This is a genomic window from Pedobacter sp. BS3 (assembly GCF_008274585.1).
Classification (GTDB): domain Bacteria; phylum Bacteroidota; class Bacteroidia; order Sphingobacteriales; family Sphingobacteriaceae; genus Hufsiella_A.
The window spans coordinates 639602-666582 of record NZ_VTRT01000002.1; the positions used below are offsets into that span (position 1 = coordinate 639602).

The following is a 26981-nucleotide window of genomic DNA, read 5'->3' on the forward strand; positions in this document are numbered from 1 at the left end:
ATTCCCGGCTAAAATAAAAAAAGCATCCGGTATACACTGAATGCTTTACATTATGTTAAGATTTTCTATTAAAAATCATCGTCGTCGTCAAAGTCGTCACTAAAATCTTCGAATCCCATATCTTCCATGGGAACATCCAGATCGTCATCATCGTCATCATCCAGGAACCGGTTTTTAGCTTTTGGATCTGCTTTTCCCGGATTGGCTTTAGAGGCAGGTAATACCTTTTTACTTGAAGTCTTCTTGTCGGTCTTTTTGGGCGTTTTCATGAAATCAAATTTATTCAATATTCTTTCATACTTCAATATAAAAATACACAAGTTTTTATATTCCGTAATGAATTACTTAAAATAATTTTAAACTGCTTTTAATAAAGCAGCCGCCAAAAATAGTATAAAAGCAGTTTTTACAAAACGGATAAAGAAAAAATTATTCGGCCGATTGCCCTATTTCATTATCAACCTGCTCAATGTCTTTAAGCTGAGGTAATTGTGCCGTTGAGTTAATGCCAAAGTAATCCATAAATAGCGGACTTGTTCCGTACAAAATGGGTTTGCCGATGGTTTCGGCTTTACCGGTAATGATAATTAATTCCTTTTCAAGGAGCTTTTGAATAGAATAATCGCAGTTTACGCCACGTATCTGTTCAATTTCAAGCTTAGTTATGGGTTGCCTGTAGGCAATGATGGCCAGGGTTTCCAGCGCTGCCTGGCTCAGCTTCTTTTTAGTACGGTGCGCCTGTAGCTGGTTAATGGTTGCGTGATATTCGGGTTTAGACAAAAACTGGTAGCCGTTATTGATTTTAACGAGGGCCATTACCTGGTCTGGGTTTTGGTATTTGGCTGTTATGGCTTCAATGCAGGTGTTTACCTCGTGCACCGAAATATCCCTTTCATAAATGGCTGATAATATCTCGCAAAGTTCCAGCAGGCTGATACTTTGTTCTGAAGCAAATATAAGCGCTTCTATTTGCAGTGATAATTCCTCCACGTGTCAGAGCATATTTAAATTTTGAAAATAGATATTGAACGAATGCAATAATTTCGAACATAGCCTGTATCCGCCGGCAATTTAAAAAGAAATTTTAAAAGAGAAGCGTGAATCTGTTTGGGTAATTCCATTCCCGTTTTCCGATAGCTTTCGGCACTCAACAGCTTACCGAAACCCATTTCAAAAAACTTTCACTTTTAATTAATAGTGCTCTACCCTATCGCTCCTTACTTTTCGCCGGGACAATGATATAAACATCTTCATTGTCTTTTTTCATGTGGTATTTTTCGCGGGCAAATTTTTCGAGCTGTTCGCGGTTAGTGGTCAGTTCGTCAAGGTCTTGCTTTACTTTCTCTATCTGCTGGGTATAAAACTCCTTTTCTTCTTCGAGCTTATTGAGTTGGGTTCTGTATTCGTACTGCGACATGAGGTCGTTACGGTCGAAAAACAGCATCCAAACCACAAAGGCTACAGCCGAGATCAGGTATTTATTACGAATAAGATGAACAAAGCGTGCCATTACATCAAAGGTAAATAAAAAACATCCGAAGATTTGAATACTCCGGATGTTTTGCAAGTTTTTTTATCCACTTATTCACAGCATATCATGCCGCAAATGCAGGACTACTTTTTCAGAAATTTAAAATCCCTGCCGATAAACCGGGCATTACCACCCAATTCTTCCTCGATGCGCAGTAACTGGTTGTATTTTGCGATCCTGTCAGAACGTGAAGCTGAACCGGTTTTAATCTGTCCACAGTTCAGGGCAACCGCCAGATCGGCAATGGTGTAATCTTCGGTCTCACCGGAACGATGACTCATTACCGAGGTATAACCGTTATTTTTAGCCAGGCTAACGGCATCAATGGTTTCGCTTAATGAACCGATCTGGTTTACTTTTACCAGGATGGAATTTGCCACGCCCATATCGATACCTTTTTGCAGGAACTTAACGTTAGTTACAAACAGGTCATCGCCTACCAGCTGAACTTTTTTACCTAATGTGTCGGTCAGCTTTTTCCAGCCATCCCAATCGTTCTCGGCCAGTCCGTCTTCAATAGATAAGATGGGATATTTGCTAACCCACTCTGCCCAGTAAGCTACCAGCTCATCGCTGCTTAATACTTTATCCGGGTTAGATTTGTAGAATTTGTAGGTTTTGGTTTTCTCGTCATACATTTCAGAGCTGGCAGCATCCATAGCAATGTAGATCTGCTCGCCCGGTTTATAGCCGGCTGCTTCAATGGCAGCTAATACTGTTTCAATAGCCTCCTCATTGCTCTGAATATCGGGTGCAAAACCGCCCTCATCACCTACGTTGGTTGAATAGCCTTTTTTCTTCAAAACGGTTTTCAGGTTATGAAATACTTCGGTACCCATACGCAGGGCTTCAGAGAATGTATCAGCGCCAACCGGCATGATCATAAATTCCTGGTAGTCTATTTTATTATCGGCATGTACACCACCGTTCAGAATATTCATTAACGGAATGGGTAATGTATTGGCATTTACACCGCCTACATAACGGTACAACGGCTGGTGGCTTTCCTGCGCAGCGGCTTTGGCGACAGCTAATGATACGCCCAGAATAGCATTTGCACCGATTTTACCTTTATTCTCGGTACCATCTACCTGATTCATCACTTTATCAATCAGGTTTTGCTCGAATACGTCAATACCTTTCAGCTCGGGCGCAAGCTTTTCGTTCACATTTTTAACAGCATTCAGAACACCCTTACCCATGTATTTTGACTTGTCGTTATCACGAAGCTCAACCGCCTCATGCATACCGGTAGAAGCACCCGAAGGTACCGCCGCACGGCCAACAACGCCATTTTCTGTAATTACATCTACCTCAACGGTAGGATTGCCCCTTGAATCAAGTATCTGACGGGCATGTACATCTAATATTAAACTCATGATGATTTTTATTCCAAGTTTTAAAGGATTATTATCTCGATTTTCAAGTGTAATAGTGTATTTAACACACTAAGTTTAAAATCGCCCAAAATTAATATTTTGCGCCGAATACCAAAAAAATATTAGGCGAATAGTTCAAATAAAGAGGCGGAGGGCTTTGAGGGTAGAAGGTGGAAGGTAGAAGGTTATACGTTTTAGGTTTTAGAGGCTTATGGTTCATAGTTTATGGCATATAGTCCGGAAGTCGGGAAAGTCCGAGAGTCGGGAAGAGAGGAAAGAACAAAGAAACAAAAAAGATGGAAGGCAGAAGGTTTAAGGCGGAAGGCTCAATACGCAATACACAATACCAGCTTGAAAGGCTATCAATCTACCGTTGCAGGCATGCGTTCCTGGTTGTCATCCCTGTCAAGGGTATAAATTAAAGTGACTACTAAATTATTTTTACTGCCCGACGATGCCGTTGTATAATTGTACTGGTTTACCCAACCGAGCTGTGCCCCGATGTTTTTTGTAAACTGGTAGCCCATACCGGCCATAAGCCTGTTGCGCTCAAAATGTGGTGCACGATTGTTTAAAAACACTTCGTCGTATAATGAAATATAGGCTGTATTAGGCTCTACCTTAGGTTTATTTAGCGGGATAGCCATACTTAAACGGTAACGGAACCTGTTGCGATAACCGCTGCTTAACCAGCGCTGTTCTGCCCGGTAGCGATGCTCAAACTTCAAACGATCCAGATATTGGTTAATGACCAGTTGCTCCCACAACCTTGTTTCTTTAGTCAGCGGACCGGCACCCAGGTTATCGGCATCGTATGTTATATAACGGCCGGCTCCCAATAATCCTGTAAAATTTTTACTGATGCTATAACTTACACCTGCTTTGTACTCGTAATACTGGAACCGGCTGAATACAGCATCGGTGCGTAACTGCGCTTCGGCGTAGCCACCCCATTTATGTGCTGTTGTTGAGGGTAATTGAACGGTCAGTATGCTCCAACTGCCCCACTGGTGATCTGTTTGAGCTAAACCAAATTTACAGCTAACGGTGCAAAATAAAAGGAGTAGTAATGAACGGTAGTGATACATCAAAAAGGTTTTACGGTTAAACAAGCGTAGTGTATGCAGCACCCTGACGTACGCCGCGGCGCTCCAGTTCTTTATCAATATAGGTTTGAATTTCGGCTTTTTTCATGCCCCAGTTGGGCGCTATCAGCAGATCATAATCAGCCAGTCCGAACAGTCGCTGGATAATAATATCAGGCCGAAGCAAAGGGATAAATTCGGCAAGAAAGTCGGTATATTCTTCAATTGAGAATACCTTAAAGGGTTGCTTTTTGTATTTCGCACCCATAATAGAGCCTTCCACAATATGCAGATGATGCAGCTTGACAAATTTTATTTGTTCAAAGCGGTTAATTTCATCGGCATACTTCAGCATCATTTCGCGTGTTTCCCAGGGGAAACCGAAGATGGTATGTACGCAAATATCGAGCCTGGAATTTTTAACGAGGCTCAGCGCTGTTTCAAGCTCTTCGTGCGTGCAACCGCGATTGATCTGCTGTAAGGTTTCATTATAGATGGATTCCATACCCATTTCCAGGTCTACGTCAAAACGACCGGCATAGCTTTCAAGTAAAGCGATCTTTTCCGCATCGATACAATCGGGACGGGTTCCTACCGAAAGGCCTACGATATTTTCAGTATTGATGGTCAGGGCCTCGTCGTACATCATTTTAAGGTAATGCACGGGAGCATACGTGTTGGTATTGGGCTGGAAATAGATAATGAATTTTTCGGCGGCATAACCTTTTACAGCCCGCTCCATACCGCGTTCTATCTGCTCTTTGATGGATGGCGTGCTGCGGGATAATTCCGGCGTAAATGAATCTACGTTACAATAGGTACATCCGCCATAGCCTTTACTTCCATCACGGTTCGGACAGGTGAAACCTCCGTCAACAATAATTTTGAACACGCGTTTACCATCGTATTTTTTACGCAGGTAAGCGCCGTAATAATTGTATGTTTTGTGTCCAAAATCTACAGGAGTTCCCAAGTCTTATACAAGTTGAAAGTCTAAAGTTGAGAGTTGAAAGTCAAAATACAATCAACCAATAAATAACTTTTATATACCGTCCGGGCAGTTAATCTTAACCGGCTATCCAACTGAATTTGTATTCGAGCGACGGGTCTTTCATGCGCTCGGCTACACGAAGCAACCTTGCCGGTAACGACACCACATAGTCGCGGGCTTTCTCGCCGGCAGCATTCAGATCTTTTATGCTTTCTATCTGCCATTCCACGATCAGCTGTTTCAGAATATCCACATAATCAACTGCTGTATAAACACCCAAACGCTGGGCAGCATCGGTAAAATGACCAAAGGTTTGCCCGATATTGAGGCCAACCTCACGCAGAAAATGTGCCGGCATTACAATTTTTTTACGCATCATATCTTCAAACGCCAGCATGGCTTCGCTGGGATCAACAGTAAAGATATTCCTAATAAAATCAATATATGCTTTAGCATGACGGGCTTCATCTGACGCAATGACACCGCACATTTTTGAAAGCAGCGAGTCGCCATCTTTTTTAGCTAACGAGGCCACCCGGCGGTGTGAGATATTGGTGGCCAACTCCTGGAAAGAGGTGTAAATAAAATTGCGGTATGGATCGGCGCCTGTGCCGATATCAAAACCATCGGCAATAAGGTATTGGGTAGACATTTCCATCTGACGCATATTTACCCGTCCCGAAAGGTACAGGTATTTATTCAGCAGGTCACCGTGCCGGTTTTCTTCGGCAGTCCAGTTTCTAACCCACTTCATCCATCCGCCGGATTCCTCTTTAGAAACATCGTCTACCATGGTTAACCATGATTCATAAGTTGGCAAGGCTTCTTCGGTAATAGTATCACCGATCAACACAGCTACCAGATCATACGACAGTCCTTTGGATTTTTCCTGCAATTCTTTTACCTCACTGAAAAAATCTTCCCGTGTTGAATCTGGTAAGAAATCGGCAGGCTGCCAGATTGTAGCGATGGGCTTCAAATACTCGTCCATTTTTTCAAGCATATATTTCTCAATATGCTTCATTACTTCTCGCCTTGATCCAAATCGAATGTCCATATTTTCCATTAAACTGCAAATATACACAATTCAATGTGTACTAAGTTTTTAAAAATAAAATGCTGTTTAAGTTAAGAGTCTAAAGTTAAAAGTGGGAAGTTAAGCAATGCAAAATCCCCCCGGGGAATTCGGGGTTCGGAATTAAAAATCAAAAATTGAAACGGGCAATGGCTTAGCATTAGCAAAATCATTCTGTTGCGCCTTTTACCGGTAACTTATAACAAAATATCCGAAGGTCTTTGCTAAGGGCCTTCGGACATGAAACTATTTAAAACTTTACCTGGTTTTACTATTTGCCTGCAGGCGATATGATGAACGTGTAACCATAATTTTCAGGGAATAACCTGTAAGCATCGTGCGGCAAAAAGCCCCAGCTGTTATCACCTCCCAGGCCACGCTGTCCATAATCAATATCTACCGATACCAGATCACGCGGCACAACATCTACGGTATGCCGCTGATGTTTCTCATCACCATCGTCAAAATCATCTATGGTATTGTGCAATGCTGTAAAATTAACCAATGGTACGCCGGCAAACTTTAACCCGAACCCATCTTTATCGGTAAGCGTTACCCAACGGATATCGGTATGGTTACCGTTTTCCTGGGGGCGAATGTACGGGAAATACAGATCTTTAACATCAGCCTGGTAAAGTCCTACATGCGACGCCCAGTTGCGGTCGGAATAATTTTCGAGCGGCCCGCGACCATACCATTGCACCTGGCTATATTGAACCGGCATTTGCAGGTTCAGGCCAAAGCGGGGCAATTCGGGTAATTTTTTATCGGTGATCAAAACGCTATCCTGCACCTGCACCTCGCCACCGGCATTGATGGTATACGTAAGACGCAGAGCTGATCTTACCGCAGGTAAACCGGCATTGACCGTAACCTGGTAGCTGTTATCTAACTTACGTACCTTAACATCTTTAACCTGGAGCTGCTTACCCGCATCCTTCCATACCTTGCATACTGAAGGCATTTTATTACCAAAATCGTTATCGGTTGGAGCACGCCAGAAATTAGGCTGCAAGCCTTTTTTCAGCAGCTCCTGACCTTTATACTGGTACGATACCAGTTGCCCCGACTGTTTATCTATTTGAACACTAAAATCTGCCCCACTAACCTGTACGGCATTTGCTGTTTCTGATGATTTAATTTTTCCTTTTACTGCAGTGCTAAAAGGTGTAGCGTATACCGCATCATTCAGCTTAATCTGGTCTGTGGCTACTACATGGCCTTTAGGAACCAGGTTTTTCTCTTCGCGGGTTTTGGTGTAGAAATTGATAAAATATTCTTTACCTGACTGGTATCCGGGCTTATAATCGCTTATTTCAAACTGTTTTCTTTGCTGAGGCGCCAGTTGCATAACCGGTAATTTTCCGCTTTTAATTACCTTGCCATTCTCTATAATTTCCCATTCGGTTTGATAGGCATCCAGGTTGGTAAAAAAGTTCTCATTATAGATCTCAAATTTCAACGAGCCGGCATCAATCGCTTTAATGTGTACATTCTGGTAGTTCTTTTTAACTTCCCATAAGCCGGGATGCGGCGTTCTGTCGGCGCTCACCAAACCATTAGCACAAAAATTATTGTCGTTATGTGTGCCCGCAGGTTCAAAATCGCCGCCATAGGCAAAATAGGTTCTGCCATCTTTTGTTTTCTGCAAAATTCCCTGGTCTACCCAATCCCATATAAAACCACCCTGCATCTGGCGTTCAGAGCGTACCATATCCCAATATTCCTTAAAATTACCGTTGCTGTTACCCATGGCATGCGAATATTCACACCAGATAAAGGGCCTGTCGGGATATTTACCGATATATTTTCTCTTTATTACATCAACTTTCGCGTACATCCACGGAATAATATCGGTATGGCGTTCCTGGAAATCCTTACCTTGGCGCTCGGCCCGTTCGTAATGTACCGGACGGCTGGCATCACGGTTTTTCAGCCATTTATATCCTTCAACAAAATTTATCCCATCGCCGGCCTCATTACCCATTGACCATACTACTACCGAAGCATGGTTTTTATCGCGTTCAAGCATGCGCTGCATACGGTTAAGGTGCGCTTGTAGGTAGCGTGGATTATTGCCTAAGGTCTCATTGGTTTCATAGCCGTAACCGTGCGACTCGATATTCGCTTCATCCCACAGGTACAGACCGTATTCATCACATAATTTATACCACAGCGGATCGTTGGGGTAATGACAGGTACGTACCGCGTTAATATCAAACGCTTTCATCAGCTTAATATCCTTAATCATCATGTCGCGGGTAATTACATGCCCTAAAACCGGATCATGCTCATGGCGGTTTACGCCCTTGATCAATATCGGTTTACCATTTACCAGCAACTGCCCATTTTTTATTTCGCTGGTACGGAAACCGGTTTTGGTGCTAGTTGCTTCTACCAGCTTGCCATCTTTTAGTAACTGTATGGAAAGCGTATATAAATACGGATTTTCTGCCGACCACTGGTTTACAGCAGGTATATCTTTGCTAAAACTTAACGTGCTTTGTGCAGACGGTTTTACACTTAAAGGCTGCTCTGCGGTATAAACAGTTTTGTTACCCGCATCGTACAGGTTTACTTTTACTGAATATCCTGAAGCGCCTTTAGGTAAGTGATTCAGAATATCTACATCAAGCGAGAACTTGCCATTGGTATAATTCTCATCCAACCCGCTATGCGCAAAAAAATCGCGGATACGCACTTTAGGTGTAGATACCAGGTAAACATCACGCTCAATACCGCTCATGCGGAAGAAATCCTGGTCTTCCAGGTAACTGCCATCGCACCAGCGGTATACTTCTACAGCAAGCGAGTTTTTGCCCGCTTTAAGATATTTGGTGATGTTAAACTCTGCCGGTGTTTTGCTATCTTCATTATAACCTACTTTCTGCCCGTTTACCCACACATAAAATGCCGAATTGACACCGCCAAAATGAATAAATACCTCGCGGTCTTTCCAATCTGCCGGAACTTCAAAACTGGTTTTATAAGAACCCACCGGGTTATAATCGTGCGGAATATGCGGTTCATCCTTAGGGAACGGATAAATTACATTGGTATAAATCAGGTAATCATATCCCTGCATTTGCCAATCAGACGGTACCGGAATTTCCTTCCATTTACTTACATCATAATCCTCTTTATAAAAGTCTGCCGGCCTTACATACGGATTTTTTGACCAGTTAAATTTCCAGTTCCCGTTCAGCAGCTTATAGTACGGTGATGCGGACGCCTCGTCGGCCAGTGCCTGCTTTTCGGTTGCATAAGGAATAAAGGTTGCATGCGGCTTTTCTGCATTCACAGAAAAAACAGCGGGATTCTCCCAATCGTTTACCTGTGCAAACGAAGCGAAAGTAAGAAGAGTTGCCAGAAGCGTAAGATAGCAAGATCTCATAATGTGCTGGTTTATTTAAATTTAGGTTGCATTATAGTTCCCGACAAGTTTACTATTTCTTTTGCAATTTTCCGATATGTTTTGTAATGTTATTTTTAACGTGAGTTCGGGTTAAGGTGCAGGCTCGTCCCGATTTGCAATCGGGATACCAGAAAACGGCGTTTGCAATGCCGCAATGTTGCTTAAAACAATAAAAGGCTGCCCACCCCTTGGTCTGTCCCCCCGACAGACCAACATTATTCGTTCCGGCCTGCCGGGGGACAGGCCGGGGAAAGCTCTTATCTTGACGCCTATGCGAAGCCTTGGGACGAGGGGCCCGAGACTTCGGGAAAGCAATCTACCTGTTTTGAGCAGAATTATTAATCGAACTCAGGTTCATAATTTATTACTAAATAGGGCATTACTTTATGTCGTACCGGATACCGGCATTAAAATTACGTCCTTTAGTGGTGTAACCGGATATTTCCACATAATCCATGTCGAACAGGTTCTTCACATCAGCAAACACGGTTAAATTCTTTAATGGTTTAACCTGAACATAGGCATCAAATACGGAGTAGGTTTTTAGGTTAACATCAACAGGTCCTTTTACATTATCATAATAAGCATCGTTTCTGGATCCAACGTATTTATATATCAAATTGATATATAATGTTTTACCAATCTGATAACCTGCGTTTGCGCCAAAGGTATGTTTCGGGCGGCGGGATAAATAATCTACAAATACTCCGCTCGAATTAGGCCCTTCTCCTTCTACGTAAGCATACCAGGCACTCAAATCCAGATTTTGTATCGGTTTAGTTGTCAATTCAACTTCTAAACCTTTATCCTTTTGCTTAATACCATTGTCATATTTACCCATAATATAGCAAATCACATCTTTAATATCACGCTTAAACACCGATGCACTCAGGTTTAATTTTGAGGGCACCATATCAAAATCGATACCGCCTTCGTAGGTTGTTGAAGCCTCGGGTTTCAGATCCAGGTTACCGTATTGGCTGTATAACTGATACAGGCTGGGCACTTTGTACCCGGATGCCATGCTGGCAAACAGCTTGAATTTTCCGGCAATAGTGTATGATGGATTGATGGTATAGGTATAATTATTTCCATATTCTGAATGATGATTGTACCGTCCGCCTAAATCAAAATGAAAACCTCCGGCCTTCAGGAAGAGATCAGCGTAACCGCTGAAAATATGATTATGCGCATTAGGAATGTAAGTATTAAATACACCCCAGGTACTGGCTGATTCACCTGCCTGCGTTGATTTAGCATAGCGATAGTTAACTCCTGCCGTGAGATCAAAATTATCCGACAACTTTTGGTTCCAGATGGCTTCGGTATAGGTTATTTTACCGGTATTATCCTGGCTTGAGGTGCTTCCATCGCCGGCAGGCCCGTTTACAAAGCGGTTATTTACGTTATTTTGATTCAGAATAATATTTAACGCTCCTGTTTCCCAGGCATACTTTCCGGTTAATCCACCGAATAAGGTAGTGTTTTTAACGATATGGTCCGGATCATCATTAAAAGCACTGGCATCTGCGCCTAACCTGTTCTGGGTAGCCTGTATATTACCCGACAGCGAAAATTTATCAGTAATTTGTTGAGTTAAGTGTATATTAAATGCCTGTTGATGAAAATCATCTTTATCAAATCCCGGGTTTCCGGATGGGTCTGCCGAAGAAAACCCTTTAGAATCTGTATTGGAAAAATTTACGGCAATACCGGTTTTACCTACTGAGCCATTAAGTCCATACGCTTCCTTAAAGGTATTGTAACTTCCGCCGGTAGCCTGTACACTGGCGTTCAGCTTATCTGCCGAAGGTTTTTTAGTAATGATATTAATTACGCCAGCAACAGCATCAGAACCGTATAAAGTTGAATTAACACCCCGTAATATCTCAATACGCTCGATCTGGTCGATGGAAAAAGCGTTGATATCGTAATCATTAGAGATGTACGATGCATTATTGGCCGGGATGCCGTCTATCAGGATCAGCGTATTACCGGCAGATGCACCACGGGTAAAAACGGAAATAACAGAACCTGCTGCATTGTTTGTGCCCGACAAGGTCAGCCCGGCAACATTGTTCAATACTTCGGGCAGAGTACGTCCCTGACTTTTGCTAAGCTGATCGGCAGTTATTACCCGCACTACACGGCCAACATCGGCCTGCTTACGCGATGTGCGGCTTGCGGTAACTACAACTTCGTCTAACTTGGCTGGTTCCTTTTCCTGTGCCTGTAACACCGCAGGCAGCAGCGCCAGTTGTGCAAGCCCCAGGCCTGCAGCAACTACAAATTTCTTTTTGTTCATTTTTTGTATGAAAAAGATCTCGCAGCAAACAGGTGTGGAGAGAAATGGAAATACAGAGCTTTTGTATTTGTCATTCCAAGCTTCAATCCCCGAAAGCTGTGAATAGTTAATGCTTGAGGCAGGTCTTCTGACTTACTCCCGGCTTATCCGGCCTTCCCATCCGCCGGTTGGCGAACAGTGGCATTGAGAATTGGATAGCCGTTGTGGAGAACACAGCAGCGGGTCTGTCCGGGATTCGCACCCGGTTCCCTTTTAACTCCGAATTAACGGAGACCAAAAGCAGCGCAAAGATAGGATATGTAATTGATTACGGCAAGAGGAAAAGCCCACCCCAACCCTCCCAAAGGGCTACGGTGTACCCACAAAATTATTACTTGTATTGGTTTTGTTTTGTAGCAATACCGTTGTAGCATAGTGTCCCTCCGCCAGTTGGCGGAAGGGAGTAGGAGGAGGTTTCTTCTTACTTATCCGATTTTCAAATATCTATGAAATCAACAAATAATTTCTCATGTCATATGGTACTTCATCATCAAGGCATAAACCCCAAAGCCCACCGCCTGTAAATCTTTTTGTGAGGTATTCCCAATTATTACAAATCTCTTCCTCCCCCTGCCCCCTCGAAATGAGGGGGATAGTGATTAACAAAGTCAATGCCTGGGCAGCGTATAGTGCAGATCAAGGCTGTAAGGGTTAATAACCTATTGTTAAAGATGTGGGTACACCATAGCCCTAAGAAAGGGAGTAAAACCAGGCTATTATTTGTTGTTCGTTATTCGCCTTACGCCTTAAACCCTCTGCCTTCCACCTTTGCCTTACTTACATTCAATCTGCGAGAGATTTACATCATTCATCAGGATATCGAACTCGGTACGGCGGTTCAGCTGCTGGTCGGCTTCAGAGCAGGGTACACCATCGTAACAACGGTTTACCAGTCGTGATTTACCGTAATACTCAACGGTTATCCGGTATTCGGCAATACCTTTTTCCACCAGGTAGCGCTTTGCAGATTCGCCACGACGCATAGACAAATCTTTATTATATTCTGCCGATGCACGGCTATCGCAGTGGCTTGAGGTTATCACTGTGAGTTCGGGGTGCGCTTTCATCAGCTGCACCAACCGGTCTAACACGGGTTTGGCATCATCGCGTATAAAATCCTTATCCAGGTCGTAATAAATATTAGGAATCCAGAACTGGCGTTTCAGCGAATCGCAATTATTCATTACCCATTGCTGCGATGCCTCCATCTTCCTGAGCTTCAGCGTTACCTTAATGGTTGAATCTACCTTAATGCCGTTGGTTGTGATGAAGGTGCGGGCCTGCATATACGAAGGCCGGTCGGCAATAATTTCATAATCGGTTGCTTTAGCCAGCGTAGCCGTAAACATGCCGCGGCTGTTGGCTTTTAACGTGTCAACTTCGCCGTTGTGCCGTAAATAGACCGTACTGCTTAACGGAAGATTGGTTTTTGCATCAACTACCAGACCTTCCAGGTTTACCCGGTAACCGATACGCTTATACGAAAATATATCGTCGCTGCCGTTGCGGTTCGAGCTGAAATACCCACTGCGCCCATCGGCACTTTTAATAAATCCGAAATCATCTTTTGATGAGTTGAACGGTACGCCCAGGTTACGGGGAGTGTACTGGGGCTTCAGGTCGTTAAGCGCCACTTCGAACAGATCCAGCCCGCCTAAACCGGCATAACCGGTAGAGGCAAAGAACAGCAGGCCATCCTTATCTAAATAAGGGAACATTTCATCGCCTTCGGTATTGATCCTGTTGCCCATGTTCACCGGACGCCCCCATTGTCCGCCCGCACCATTTCTTACAGAATAGTACAGGTCGGTTCCGCCAAAGCCGCCCGGCATATCAGAAGTAAATATCAGGATATTACCGTCTTTACTGATGGCCGGATGCCCGATGGAATACTCGTTGCTGTTATACGGGAACTCCGTGATATGATCCCAGTTTGAGCCGTCGGTAAAATAGAGCTTCAATTTTACCGTACCATCTCCGCTCCGGACAACGCCTTTACTGTAATTATTACGTGTAAAGATCAGTGTACCATCAGGCGCTATAACGGCAGGCCCTTCATGATACCGTGTGTTTACTTTTCCTGATAAAAGATGCGCACCACCAGCTCCTGCGGTCCCAGAAACCCCTTTAATGTACTCTGAACCATACTGGATGAACGTATTGTTATCGTTACTGGTGGGCGCAGTATCATCATCATTGTAAACCAGCTTCCCCGCTTTCTTATTGTCTTTTGAGGATGTATTGCCCGCTCCCCCGTTCATATTATCTACTACGTACAGATCTGAAAAAGCTGTCAGATCCCAAAGAAACACGTTTTTTGTAGGGCCCTTGGTTGTCCGGTTGCTCACAAACAGCAAGCCGTCTTTGTAGTAAATCGGCGAATATTCTGAAACTCCTGTGTTAAATGATACCGGGTCGACCGTCCACTCACCCTTATCTTTTGAAAATACTGAGGGGTCAGTTTTTACAAACGATGACGCCCGTTTATCGGCAGGAACCATAGCCAGGTATTTACGATACCATTGCTCTGATTCTTCGTATCGTTCATTATTGGCCAGCGCCTCGGCATAACGTAAGGCCCACACCGGCTTTAAAGGCTGCTTTTTAGAAAGAGCCTCGTAACTTGCCAATGCCTCGTTGTACATTCTTATTTTCCGGTAGCTGTCTGCAAGCATCTCAAGCGCCAGGGTGTTAGCGGTATCTTTCTGTACAATAGGGTTTAATAGTTGTATGACCGCTAAATACTGAAACGACTGGTAGGCTGCCGCCGCTTTTTTCATTCGCGGATCGTCTGCTCCAAAACTTTTTTGCTGCTGCAGGCATAACACGCAAAACTGTAATAAGAATATCTTAAAGATCAATTTCATAATGCTCAATATCAGAAATACCGGGGTGTTAATATTCTATCGCGATTACGGCCAAATTCATAGCGCAGCATAATTTCATGGCTTCCCGAATTGTAGTTCTGCAGCTTTGTTGTGCTGTAATCGTACTGATAGCCAATGCGTATCTGCGGACTAACCTGTAATTGCACAGTTGCCCCAACATCGGCATTGGTACGATAGGTAGCTCCCACTGCAATAACATCCTTGATCCAGAGCGCCAGATCGCCATCGGCCTGTACAGGGGCTCCTTTTACGCCTTTTACCAATACAGATGGCTTCAGGTTGAAATCGTCGTTAAGCTTAAACACATAACCCGCTGCCAGAAACAGGTGTACGGCCGGGTTATACGGCGTACCGGTAGTGTTATAATATTCGTTACTTAACAGCTCCATGGCAGATAATCCCACGTAAAAACGGTCTGAGTTATAATATGCTCCAAAGCCGGCATTAAAGTTTACCTGGTTTACATTATCGCGAAAAGCGGCATCATTCGATGTTCCGTAAGGATCTAACGCTACCGAGGTAAAATCGGCACGGTACTGGGCAGCAGTTCCCTGGATACCCAAGGCCAGCGTTCCCTGGTCGCTCATGCGGATACGATAAGCATAGCTGGCCGAAACTCCCGTGTTACGGGTAATGCCTAATTTATCGTTGAACAGCTGTAAGCCCAGGCCGATCTTTTTATCGCTAACAGGTGCATCAATGGTAAATGTAAAGGTTTTAGGCGCCCCGGCTATGCCTGTCCACTGGCTGCGGTATAACGCGGTTGCCGAAACCACATTCCTGCTGCCGGCATAAGCCGGATTGATAGCCATGGTATTGAACATATACTGCGAATACATGGCGTCCTGCTGTGCCAGGGCAGCAGAGCAGGATAAAACCTGTATAATGAATGTAATATATATATAGGTGCGTTTCATTTCTATCGTTTAATTGTCAGGTAGCCGGTGTATTTATCTTTACCATTAATGATAATAATGTAATAGTAGGTTCCGTCGGGGGCATCATCGCCTACATAGATACCTTCGGTACATTTACCTTCCCATGAGTTATCGTAATCGGCAGAGCGATAGATACGGTTACCCCAGCGGTTGTATATTTCTACCGAAGCCTTATTTCCGCCCAGGTTCCAGATCACAAACTTATCGTTAACGCCATCCCTGTTAGGCGAAAAACCTTGCGGGATGAACAGGTTGGTACCCACCAGCGTAACCGGAGTGGGTTCTGCCGGCGAAACATCGCCTGCCGTATCCGGGTCGGGTTTTAAACCATTGGTAGACTGGTCATTTACCTTAGTGCCGTTCACCGGGGTTGTTCCTTCTGCGTAAGCGCTGTTTTTAAACACCCCGCTGCCGGCTGTTAGCTGCACATTTACGCTGAGCTGAATTTGCTGCTGTGTACCGGTAGCCAGCGTATTACCGCTTTGCAACAGTTCGGTATTGGATGAGCCATTGTACAGGTTATTGACCAGGAGGCTGCCCGGAGAGCTGATCGACGTCACGGTAAAAACATTACCGGCAAAGGTTGCCGACAGATCATCGGTAATGCTGATATTGGTCAGATCATCGTCGCCGTAGTTGCGTACGGTGAACAGGTAAACCACATTGTACGAATTATTGATCCCCTTGGTAGCAGATACCAGCTCTTTGGCCAACCCGATCATTGCCCGGCGAATACTGATATTGACCGTGGCCACATTAGAAATGTTTCCATCGTTGTCTTTCACGGTATAGGTAAAGCTATCAGGCCCGAAATAGTTATTTGCCGGCGTGTAGGTTACCTGGCCGTTTGCCGGGTTTACCGTTACGGCGCCATGTGCCGGCTGGGCAACAACCGTTACCGTTGTTTTATTAATGGTACCATCAGGGTCGGTATCATTAGCTGTAACGTCAATAACAACCGGCGTGTTTACCAGCGTGGTCTTGCTATCGTTTACCGCCTGCGGGGGCCCGGATACAGCAACCGTTACCGTAATGGGGTCTGATTCTGTTCCGCCGGGAGCTACTAATGTGTATGTAAAGGTATCGTTGCCCGAATAATTCGGATCGGGCGTATATTTTACTGTTCCGTCGGGCTGCGGCACGGCAGTACCATGTGCAGGCGGCGTTTTCAATGTTACAGTTGTTCCGGTAGCGCCGGCATCATTATTTTTTACCGGGATAACAACCGGTGTATTGATCAGGGTGGTAGCGTTATCATTGGTTCCGGTTGGTTTAACAGTAATATTTACCGTTGCCACATTAGATACATTACCATCGTTATCTTTTACGGTGTAAGTAAAACTATCCGGCCCGGAATAACCGTTTACCGGCGTATACGTTACTTCGCCCGTTACCGGGTTAACGGCTGCCGTGCCATGAGCCGGCTGGGTAACCACGGTTACCGTTGTTTTATCAGGTGTACCATCGGTATCGGTATCATTAGCCGTAACATCAATAACAACCGGCGTGTTCACCAGCGTGGTCTTGCTATCATTTACTGCCTGCGGGGGCGACTGGATCACGATAGTAACGGTTATAGGATCTGACTCTGTTCCGTCGGGAGCTACTAAGGTATAGGTAAAGGTATCGTTGCCCGAATAATTCGGATCGGGCGTATATTTAAACGTTCCGTCGGGCTGTAGTGTGGCTATTCCGTGCGGCGGCGCTGTTTTTAAGGTAATGGTTGTGCCGGTAGCGCCGGGATCATTATTCTTTACCGGGATAACAACGGGCGTATTCACTTTAGTGTTTGCATTATCATTAACACCAACCGGTTTAATTACGATGCTTACCGTTGCCGGATTGGAGACCAGCCCTTTATTATTTTCTATGGTATAGGTAAACTGGTCTTTACCTGAATAGCCTGTTACAGGGGTATAAACGCCGGTAACCGGGTCAAATGTACCGTGTGCCGGCCCTGTAATCACTTTGGTTTTGGCCGGTACAATGGTATTATTCAAACCTCCGTTATCGTTATCCAGAATATTCAGCGTTAAGGGTGTGTTTTGTACAACGGCATAGCTGTCGTCTACGGCGGTTGGATAGGCAACTGCCTCATCAAACGGGTTGATACGTACGTTACGTATCTCGTGAAAGTTGGTGAGGCTACCGGTAGAAGATGCTAATCCGTAGTGCAATTGTGTCGGTGCCGCAACATGATATGGATAGTTATCAATCAATGTATAGGTTTGCCCGGTGGGCGTTCCGTTACCGACAAGTATTTTTACTGTAATATCAAAACCAACGGTAGCCGGTTTCAGCTCAATAATAGCCCGGCGGTAGCCCATATCTGTAATTAATGGTTTACGGTCAGGGCCATAAGTTTCTAATGTAAACCCAAGCGGATCGGTTTGCGCCGTTGTTAAGAACTGGTAACCATTGGCAGCATCGCCCCGTAAAGTTACCGAACGCGGCAAAAAGCCGGGGCCTCCGTGGCGTCCTTCGATGGGGTTTGAGAAATTGCCATATTCATCCAGTCCGATGCCAAGGTAAGCCCCCGATAAGCCGGGTGATGTTTCGGCAGCAGCATAGTTGGCATATCCCAGCGATCCGCCAAACCCGCCGATACTGAAGGTGCTTACACCGGCATCAAACAGGAAAAAGGTGATGCCATCTGCGCCTGTGCCGCCATAAGTAAAGTATTCAAACTCTACCCGCATACCATATTCTGATGGAAAGTTGGTAGTGCTGTATATATAACCTTTCTGGTTTTGATCATTATTGGTTAGCCGGAGGTACCCGTTTCCCTCACCTTCGTTTGTGGGTGTACCGGCTGTAAGAAATGCGGCTGGTGCTCCGCCATAAACAATACCCGAAGCGGTGGAATTTTTAAAACTTTCAAAATAGGGGAACTGTGCATACGTATCATACACACTTGCACTTATTAAAAAGGCAATTAAGGAAAGTAGTTTTTTCATCATACCGGTAGATCAATTATCAATTTACTTACCAAAACTGTGTCATTAAGCCGTTAACTGGCTGGGCTACTGCTTAAATTCTGCCATAACCTGAATTATTCGCCCTATCAACAAACTATATCATATCCTGAAACAAAATTCATTAATGGATAGCTGGTTATTGCTTTCTCCGGAGTGTCCCGGGCTTCAGCACCGCACATTTTCCCCACATGGGTAATATATTCCCCAATGCAATGATTAACTGTAACGAATACGATCATTAACCATAACGCTCTCCGGACGATTATGTTAACCCGCTAAGTCATGGAAACACATTTATACAGGTAAGAAAACTAAAGTAGCTGTTTAATATTTTAATATTTGGCACAATAATCTATATTTAGACAGTTAATTAAAAGCATATTTTACGTAGGTTAAACCCATATAGTTTGCCTGTTTTAACATATATATGAACAAAAAAAGTGTTTTTTACCTGTTACTTACTATAGGCTTATGTACCGGGATGGCCCGCACCTACGCCCAGGAAAGCATGATCCCGGATGTATCATACGTATACCTTGAAAAATTAATTGCTACGGCAAAACAGAATTACCCGCGATCTAAATCGTATGCCATGCGCACCGAGATTGCCAAAAATAATGTTTCGCGGCAAAAAATGTCATGGCTTGAGCCCTTTTCGTTCTCGTATATTTACCAGCCCCGCACCATTATTAATACGGTAGAGCCTAATTTTCTGACCGGCTACCAGGTAGGCATCAATGTAAACATTGGCGAGATACTGAAAAAGCCTTACGATATTAAAGAAGCTAAACAGCAATATAGCGTTGCCAGGGAAGATCAGCAGGAAAATGACCTGAGTATAGAAGTCGAGGTTAAGCGCCGGTATTTTACGTATATCCAGCAGCTTAATACCGTACGTTTATATTCAAACACGTTGCTGGATGTAGATGCCATGCTAAAATCGATCAAGCTGAAATATGAAAAAGGCGAGGCATCTTTTGACCAGTACAGCCAGGCGCTTATTACCTTTTCTAACACTACACGTACAAAAATAGAGGCCGAGGCCAATTTATTAACGGCCAAGGCTGCGCTGGAAGAATTACTTACCATTAAATTAGAAGAAGTTAAATAATTATGGGCGAAGTCAAGAAATTTCTATACCTGCTGTTCAGATATCGCTATCTGCTACTCATTGTCCCGGTTGTAACCGTTATCATCGCTTTTTTCCTGGTACGTAATTTACCCGATGTGTATGTGTCTCAAGCCCAGATCGCTACCGGTATTGTTGACGAGACGCAGCAATTCATGGCTACCGAAAGCAACCAGCAGGAGTCGAGCATAAACCGTGAATTCAGCAACCTGATCGAAATGATGCGGATGAAAAAGATCATTGACCAGGTTTCTTATCAACTGATACTGCACGATCTAAGCGCTGAAAAACCTTTCAGGAGCCCCAGCAAACTGTTAAAGGAGCTTAACGAAGATGCCCGCACACACGCCGTTGAGGTATATACTAAAAAATATAACCTGAAAGAGGGCCTGAATCTTTGGGATAAAGACCAGAACGGTTTGTACCAGGTGATCCGCTCTATGGGATACGATGAAGAAGCGATAAAAAGCAAGCTGACCATTTACCGGGCAGATGTGAGTGATTTCATCAACGTGGAATTTTCGTCGGAAAACCCGGAATTATCCGCTTTTGTATCTAATACACTGTGTAAAGAATTCATCACTTACTATACTTCTATCGTTAAAGAGAACCAGCACAAATCGGTTACCTTCCTGGGTAACCTGCTGCAACAAAAAACAGATACGCTTAACCAGCGGGTAGACCAGCTCAGGGATTATAAGATCCACAACCGCATTCTTAACCTCGACGAGCAATCGCGGCAAATGTATGCCCAGGTTACTGAATTTGAGTTGCGCAAGCAACAAACCGAAAAGGATATTGCCGCCTATAAAGGCGCCATTGAAAATATCGACGCCAAGTTCAATCCCCGCGACCGCAGGTATTTTGAATCGACCTTAACCCGCATTAATCAGGACATTCTTGAAACCAAAAGGGAATTACAGGCCCAGTCTGACAATTATATTAAAAATGATTTTGACGAAAAATACAAACCTTCTATCGATTCGTTAAAGGATGTGCTTAATTCGCAGATCTCGGTACTTTCGGATAAATACATCTACAACCCGATGAATACCAAGCAGGATCTGATCCAGCAGAAATTAAACCTGCAGATACAATACGACCTGGCCCTGTATAGCCTGAGCACTATTAACAAAGAGCTTAACCGGTTAAACCAGCGTTTTGATCAGCTGGTACCGCACGAGGCTGTGATACAATCGTTTGAACGCCGTATTGATATTGCCAGCAAAGAGTACCTGGATATACTTGACCAGTATAACAAAAGCAGCATGCAATCGGGTTTTTCTATCAAGCTGCGCCAGGTGCAGCAGGCTATGCCCGGCATGGCCCAGGCCTCTAAAAAAATGCTGCTCATTATATTGAGTGGTGTCATCAGCCTGGTTTTCTGCGTGGTAGTGCTGTTCATTATCTTCTTCTTTGACGATAGCATTATTAATGCGAAAGATCTTGCCGAAAAAACCAATATTCCCGTATTGGGAAGTATTAACCTCATAAACGCCGAAGTACTCAGCCTGAGCGATATATGGCGAACATTGCAGGATACCGAAGCGCTGCAGGCGGTACGAAACGAGCTGCGCTCCATACGTTTTGAGGTGAACCGCGAGCTGTTCAATACTTCCACACACTCAAAAACTCTGGCCATAACCAGCATCCGCGAAGGAGAAGGCAAAACCTTTTTTGCGGCCAGCTTAGCGTATACGCATATTGTGGTTAATAAAAAAGTATTGCTTATTGACGGAAATTTTGACCGCCCGGTGATCACCCAAACATCAGACCCGCAGTATTTTATTGAAGATTACCTGATGGATAACCGGTTTTACAATTTCCCGGCCGGCATAACCATTATGGGTAACCGCGGCGGCGACAAATCACTGTTTGAGATCGGGCATGAGGATCTTATCCGTACCAAGCTTGATCAGCTAAAATCGCAATTCCACCTGGTTTTGATTGAAATTCCGCCGTTAGAGGCGCTTAACAAAGCTAAAGAGTGGATCATGTACTCTGATAAAGTAACGGCCGTTTTCCAGGCGAATCAATCGCTTAACGAAGCTAAGAAACAGCATATCAATTATTTAAAAAGCTTATCAGACAAGTTTATCGGCTGGGTGATCAATAAGGTGATTCCAGACCGGACAATGGGGTGAAGAAGGGAGAAGGTGGAAGATGCTAACTACTTCTCCGCTTAGGGAGGTTGAAAGGGGCTTAATAACGCACAACGAAACACACTAACTTGAAACTAATAGTAACATATCTGTGGATCGGTATCCAAATTATCATTGCGTTTAATTTGGTGTTCCCGCTATTGCTTCTGCTGTTTCATGCGTTCAAAACCTGGAAAAAACAGGTCAGGAAGCCGTTGATCAGCACCCAACCGGATTATGCCGTGATCGTGACCGCTTATGAAGAAACGGCCAATCTTCCTGCTGTGGTCTCGTCCATTCTTCATTCAACTTATCCTGATTTCATATTATACGTAGTAGCCGATAAGTGTGATATCTCCGGATTGCATTTTGACGATCCACGGGTTGTGCTGCTTCGCCCTGAAGATACCTTATCAGGCAATACGCGATCGCATTTTTATGCTATTGCGCATTTTAAACGTCCTCACTCCCATTTAACCATTATTGACAGCGATAACCTGGTAGCCCCCACCTATTTACAGGAGCTTACCGCTTACTTTAACCAGGGATACCAGGCTGTTCAGGGTATCAGGAAGGCTAAAAATTTAGACAGCACATACGCCTGCTTAGATGCTGCCCGCGATATTTATTACCATTTTTACGATGGCAAACTGCTGTTCGAGGCAGGCTCATCAGCAACATTGGCAGGCTCGGGCATGGCTTTTACAACTGCTTTATATAAAAATTGCCTGGAAAAACTCGACGTTCAGGGTGCAGGATTTGATAAAGTACTACAGGCACAGATATTAAACCGGGATCTGCGTATCGCCTTTGCCGAACATGCCATTGTGTTCGACGAAAAAACATCACGATCAGAACAACTGGTCAAACAGCGTTCCCGCTGGATAAATACCTGGTTCAAATATTTTTCATACGGCTTTACGCTGATCGGCAAAGGCATACGCCATTTCAGCCTGAACCAGCTTTTATTTGGCGTGGTACTGCTACGGCCGCCATTATTTATCTTTTTGCTGCTATCGGTATTATTTATGCTTACAAACTTATGGATCAGCCTGATAAGCAGTGTGGCATGGTTTTTGGCCCTGGCATGTTTTGTGGGAAGCTTTTATATCGCCCTGACATATTCAGATACCGATAAACGGATTTACGCTTCGCTAAGCGGTATTCCTAAATTTATGCTATACCAGGTAATATCACTTTTTAAAGTGAGGCGGGCTAACCAGCATTCGGTGGCAACCAGGCATTATCATCATACGGAATTGGAAAGCAGAGAGTAAGGATGAGACGAGAGAGGTGAAATGTGAGATGTGAGACGAGAGATGTGAGATGTGAGATGTGAGATATGAAACAATTATAACTATAGAAACTAACAAAGAGCAGTAAGAACATGTTTAATTTTCATAGATGTGGTGATTGTGGATGGACGGTGAAGACACCGTCCATGGCTTCAGCTGCTGCTGGTGTCACCACCAGCAGCAATAAAACCATTGTTTCATGAAATTTAAACAGGTTCTAACCCCTTGCAGGTTTTTGAGTTTTTAAATTTTTATTTTTAACAGGTATGAGAACAGAGCCGGCAAAACACTTTAATCTCTACGCAAAAAAAGAGCAGAACCTGAACAAAATTCTGGCAATTGTTGTGGCTGCTATTTTTGTATTTGCTTTTGTGTTTAAAATTATATTCTTTTAAGCATGGGCAGCTTTTCAAACCGGGTAATCCATAGTGATAAACGTGTGTACCTTGTACTCGGCATCATTGGTATTATCGTATCGTTATGCTTTGCCTTCCTGATCAAAGAGCTGGGATTAGCTGGCGGAGCTATACCGCTGGCGCTGATGATAGGTATTCCCGTGCTGTACGGCGTAATCGCTTATCCCCGGTTTGGCATCATCATACTAATTATTTCGGCCTTCCTGCTCATGTGGGTATATAAGTTCGGCTGGGTCGAATTCCCGTTAGGAACCTTAATGGACGGCCTGCAGGCCTTACTTATCATCGGCTTCCTGATCAAACAAAAATATCATAGCAACTGGCGCATATTCCGTAACCCCATCAGTTACATGATCCTGATATGGATAAGCTATAACCTGCTTGAATTTTTCAATCCCTGGGCCGAATCCCGGCTGGCATGGGTGTATACCATCCGGTCTGTAGCAGCCATTATGCTCATGTATTTTATTTTTACCTATAGCATTACATCGGTTAAATTTATACGTACCATTATTATTGTATGGCTTAGCTTATGCGTTTTTGCAGCCTTGTATGCCATCCGACAGGAATACTGGGGCTTATTCCCTTTTGAACAACGGATTGTAGATGCCGACCCTCTTTTGCAAAGCCTGCTGTTTATTGACGGTCACCTGCGTAAGTTTTCCATTTTTGCCGACCCGGTATCGTTCTCTTATAATATGGTGGTGGCCAGCGCCTTGTGCCTTGCCCTGGTTTGGGGGCCTACATCGGTTTTCAAAAAAATTGTACTCCTGCTTATGGCAGCGCTGTTTTTAACCACCATGTTTTACGCCGGTACCCGTGCCGCATACGTGCTGCTTCCATCGGCGTTAATATTTTTTGCCATCCTCAATCTCAACCGGAAGATCCTTATTTACGCCGGTATAGCAGCTGTGGTCATCACATTCTTTGTATTTGTGCCCACCAGCAACCCTACCCTGTACCGGTTTCAGTCGGCATTCAGGCCTTCGGCCGATGCATCGTATAATGTGCGCCAGATCAACCAGAAACGGATGCAGCCTTATATACGGTCGCACCCGTTTGGTGGCGGTTTAGGCGCTACAGGAGCATGGGGCGTTCGTTTTGCACCTTACTCATTCCTGGCACAGTTTCCACCCGATAGCGGTTATATGCGTGTGGCAGCCGAATTAGGCTGGATAGGCTTAATATTGCTTTGTACCCTGATATTTATTGTATTGAAAACGGGAATAGAGAACTTTTTCGAGATAAAAGATCCGGAGCTTAAAGCCTATTGCCTGGCTATGCTGCTTATTGTGTTCATCTTCCATTTTGGTAATTTTCCGCAGGAAGCATTTGTGCAATACCCGTCTAACGTATTGTTTTATCTCTCGATAGCGCTTATTAATGTTACCCGGAGGCTGGATATTGAGAAACAGAAAAAGCTTGCTCCTCCTCCTATTATAACCGTACCTTAATGACATTATCAGACGTTATCAGATCTAACCCGGCTATAAAAAAGTTTGTGCATCGGCTGCTCATTCCTAAAAACGGTTATTCGCCGAGGTTATGGGTAAAGCTGCTGGTAAATCCGTTGAAGCATCATAAAGGCAAAGGCTCCCGGATAAGCTGGAAAGCACGTACTGATGTTTTTCCGTTCAACCGGTTCAGCTTAGGCAACCGGTCGGTTATCGAAGCTTTTTCTGTGATTAACAACGGCGTAGGCGATGTCATTATCGGCGATCATTCCATTATTGGCATTGGCGATGTCATTATTGGCCCCGTAAAGATCGGCAATAACGTGATGCTGGCCCAGCATGTAGTGTTATCAGGATTAAACCATGAATACCGGGATATAAACATGCCGCCTAAGGATCAGGGAGTGACTACCCGCCAGATTACCATTGATGATAATGTATGGATTGGCGCCAACAGTATTGTTACGGCCGGAGTGCATATCGGCAAACATGCCGTTATTGGCGGCGGAAGCGTGGTAACCAAAGATATTCCCGATCATTGTGTGGCGGCAGGAAATCCTGCCAAAGTGGTAAAGCGCTATAATTTCGACACTCAAAGCTGGGAAAAAGTATGCGTTTAGTTAATTCTGAACTATTATTTTAGAGCGACTTTCGGTTTTGACTTTTAACTTTTAACTTTTGACTTTTGACTTAGCATCATGGCTCTTGAGAACCGCGATATTTTCATACTGGGTGCAACAAAATTCGATGGCCCTTACGAATCTACCAGCTATACGGTTGCCCGGTATCTTGCCCGCAATAACCGCGTTTACTATATCGATTACCCGTTTACCTGGAAAGATTATATCCGCCAGAAAGGCACTCCCGAATATACTGTTCGCAAACCCTATCTCAAGCCAGGTTCAAACGGTGTGCTGGATACCGATCTGCCAGGATTAAAAATTATCTTCATCCCCCTGCTCTATTCTATCAATTTTTTGCCCGAAGGCTGGCTTTACCGTTTATTGTTACGGTTAAACGAGCGTATCATCACCAAGCGACTCAAACGGGTAATCAGGCGACTGAATATTAAAGATTATATCTATATCAACTCATTTAATTTTCACTATCCTGATATCGCGAAAAGCTTGTCGCCCGTTTTAACCGTGTATCATTGCGTTGATCCGTTAATTATTGAATACGACAAACGGCACGGCATAGTGTCTGAGCGTAAGCTGGTAACGCAAAGCGATATGGTCATCTGTACCAGCAAGCAATTAGCCGACGAGAAAAGGGCATTAAATCCACACACTTATTTTGTTCCTAATGCTGCTGACATTTCGCACAGTGGCAAAGCATTGGACGAAAGCCTGGAGATCCACGAAAGCATCAGGGACCTGCCTAAGCCGGTTATCGGGTATTTTGGCACTATTGAGCGCCGCATGGATTTTGAGCTGCTTAACAAGGTAATAGAAAGTAACCCGGATAAGAGCTTCGCTTTTGTAGGCCCATTGTCGCCCGAATTTGTGCCCGAATGGTTTAGTAATATGCCCAATGTTTACCTCCCCGGAAGGCAAGATTATAAAGATATGCCTGCCATTATTAAGGGCTTTGACGTGGCTATTATTCCCTTTAAGAAAGACGACGTGAGTAAAACGATATTCCCACTTAAATTATTTGAATACCTTGGAGCCGGCAAACCGGTAGTAATCACCGATTTCAACCCTGATTTAAAGGAGTTTACCCAAGGGACGGTTGCTTTTTGCAATAATGCCAAAGAATTTAACCAGGCCATGAATGAGTCGTTAAAAAATAATACATTTAGCATGCAGCAACAACGCATACAGGTAGCGCAACAAAATACCTGGTATAAACGGGTTGAGGAAATAAGCAATATTATAAGCGATGCAATTCAGTCCGATCGCCCGTTTTGATTTGATTTA

Annotated in this window: 18 protein-coding genes and 1 riboswitch; of the genes, 6 read left to right on the forward strand and 12 right to left on the reverse strand. The window is 44.1% G+C overall.

The genetic code is table 11. From position 1 onward, the window contains the following. Window positions 1–68 precede the first annotated feature (68 nt). The 12 genes from FW774_RS08405 to FW774_RS08460 form a co-directional block, all read right to left on the reverse strand. Window positions 69–269 (reverse strand): hypothetical protein, encoded by a 201-nt coding sequence (locus FW774_RS08405; protein ID WP_149347716.1) that lies wholly within the window; start codon window positions 267–269, stop codon window positions 69–71. Between the two features lie 160 nt (window positions 270–429). Then, a complete protein-coding gene (gene scpB / locus FW774_RS08410) occupies window positions 430–990 on the reverse strand; it encodes an SMC-Scp complex subunit ScpB (RefSeq protein WP_149347717.1) in 561 nt (186 codons plus the stop codon). A 217-nt stretch (window positions 991–1207) separates the two neighbouring features. Then, window positions 1208–1510 (reverse strand): FtsB family cell division protein, encoded by a 303-nt coding sequence (locus FW774_RS08415; RefSeq protein ID WP_149347718.1) that lies wholly within the window; start codon window positions 1508–1510, stop codon window positions 1208–1210. A gap of 104 nt (window positions 1511–1614) precedes the next feature. Continuing rightward, window positions 1615–2910 carry a phosphopyruvate hydratase gene (eno, locus tag FW774_RS08420; protein ID WP_149347719.1) on the reverse strand — a complete coding sequence of 432 codons (1296 nt, stop codon included), beginning with the start codon at window positions 2908–2910 and terminating at the stop codon, window positions 1615–1617. 362 nt (window positions 2911–3272) lie between these two features. Continuing rightward, window positions 3273–4076, reverse strand: a complete 804-nt coding sequence (locus FW774_RS08425) for a DUF2490 domain-containing protein (protein WP_149347720.1) — start codon at window positions 4074–4076, stop codon at window positions 3273–3275. Then, window positions 4015–4968: a TIGR01212 family radical SAM protein gene (locus tag FW774_RS08430; RefSeq protein WP_149347721.1), complete on the reverse strand. Its 954-nt coding sequence runs from the start codon at window positions 4966–4968 to the stop codon at window positions 4015–4017. The genes FW774_RS08425 and FW774_RS08430 overlap by 62 nt, the downstream gene beginning before the upstream one ends. 94 nt (window positions 4969–5062) lie before the next feature. Beyond that, window positions 5063–6043 (reverse strand): acyl-ACP desaturase, encoded by a 981-nt coding sequence (locus FW774_RS08435; RefSeq protein ID WP_149347722.1) that lies wholly within the window; start codon window positions 6041–6043, stop codon window positions 5063–5065. Between the two features lie 289 nt (window positions 6044–6332). Continuing rightward, entirely contained in the window at window positions 6333–9455 is a 3123-nt protein-coding gene (locus FW774_RS08440; RefSeq protein WP_149347723.1) for a glycoside hydrolase family 2 TIM barrel-domain containing protein, read from the reverse strand. Between the two features lie 400 nt (window positions 9456–9855). Further along, window positions 9856–11781 (reverse strand): TonB-dependent receptor plug domain-containing protein, encoded by a 1926-nt coding sequence (locus tag FW774_RS08445; RefSeq protein WP_149347724.1) that lies wholly within the window; start codon window positions 11779–11781, stop codon window positions 9856–9858. 99 nt (window positions 11782–11880) lie between these two features. Then, window positions 11881–12074, reverse strand: a riboswitch (cobalamin riboswitch). 519 nt (window positions 12075–12593) lie between these two features. Continuing rightward, window positions 12594–14687, reverse strand: coding sequence for an OmpA family protein (locus tag FW774_RS08450; RefSeq protein ID WP_149347725.1), 2094 nt, complete (start codon window positions 14685–14687; stop codon window positions 12594–12596). An 11-nt stretch (window positions 14688–14698) separates the two neighbouring features. Beyond that, window positions 14699–15625 carry a type IX secretion system membrane protein PorP/SprF gene (locus FW774_RS08455; RefSeq protein ID WP_149347726.1) on the reverse strand — a complete coding sequence of 309 codons (927 nt, stop codon included), beginning with the start codon at window positions 15623–15625 and terminating at the stop codon, window positions 14699–14701. Between the two features lie 2 nt (window positions 15626–15627). Then, the gene (locus FW774_RS08460; protein WP_149347727.1) at window positions 15628–18606 is read right to left on the reverse strand and encodes an Ig-like domain-containing protein; all 2979 of its coding nucleotides are present in this window, start codon (window positions 18604–18606) and stop codon (window positions 15628–15630) included. Between the two features lie 445 nt (window positions 18607–19051). Between FW774_RS08460 and FW774_RS08465 the strand changes: the two genes are divergently transcribed. The 6 genes from FW774_RS08465 (at window position 19052) to FW774_RS08490 (ending at window position 26972) form a co-directional block, all read left to right on the forward strand. Beyond that, window positions 19052–19735, forward strand: coding sequence for a TolC family protein (locus FW774_RS08465; RefSeq protein WP_149347728.1), 684 nt, complete (start codon window positions 19052–19054; stop codon window positions 19733–19735). A 2-nt stretch (window positions 19736–19737) separates the two neighbouring features. Continuing rightward, on the forward strand, window positions 19738–21897 hold the full coding sequence (locus tag FW774_RS08470) for an exopolysaccharide transport family protein (protein ID WP_149347729.1): 2160 nt from the start codon (window positions 19738–19740) through the stop codon (window positions 21895–21897). A gap of 86 nt (window positions 21898–21983) precedes the next feature. Continuing rightward, window positions 21984–23171 (forward strand): glycosyltransferase, encoded by a 1188-nt coding sequence (locus FW774_RS08475; RefSeq protein ID WP_317132757.1) that lies wholly within the window; start codon window positions 21984–21986, stop codon window positions 23169–23171. Window positions 23172–23586: 415 nt separating this feature from the next. Then, window positions 23587–25059, forward strand: a complete 1473-nt coding sequence (locus tag FW774_RS08480; RefSeq protein WP_149347730.1) for an O-antigen ligase family protein — start codon at window positions 23587–23589, stop codon at window positions 25057–25059. Next, window positions 25059–25679 carry an acyltransferase gene (locus FW774_RS08485; RefSeq protein ID WP_149347731.1) on the forward strand — a complete coding sequence of 207 codons (621 nt, stop codon included), beginning with the start codon at window positions 25059–25061 and terminating at the stop codon, window positions 25677–25679. The genes FW774_RS08480 and FW774_RS08485 overlap by 1 nt, the downstream gene beginning before the upstream one ends. 78 nt (window positions 25680–25757) lie before the next feature. After that, window positions 25758–26972 (forward strand): glycosyltransferase, encoded by a 1215-nt coding sequence (locus FW774_RS08490; protein WP_149347732.1) that lies wholly within the window; start codon window positions 25758–25760, stop codon window positions 26970–26972. Window positions 26973–26981: the final 9 nt, after the last annotated feature.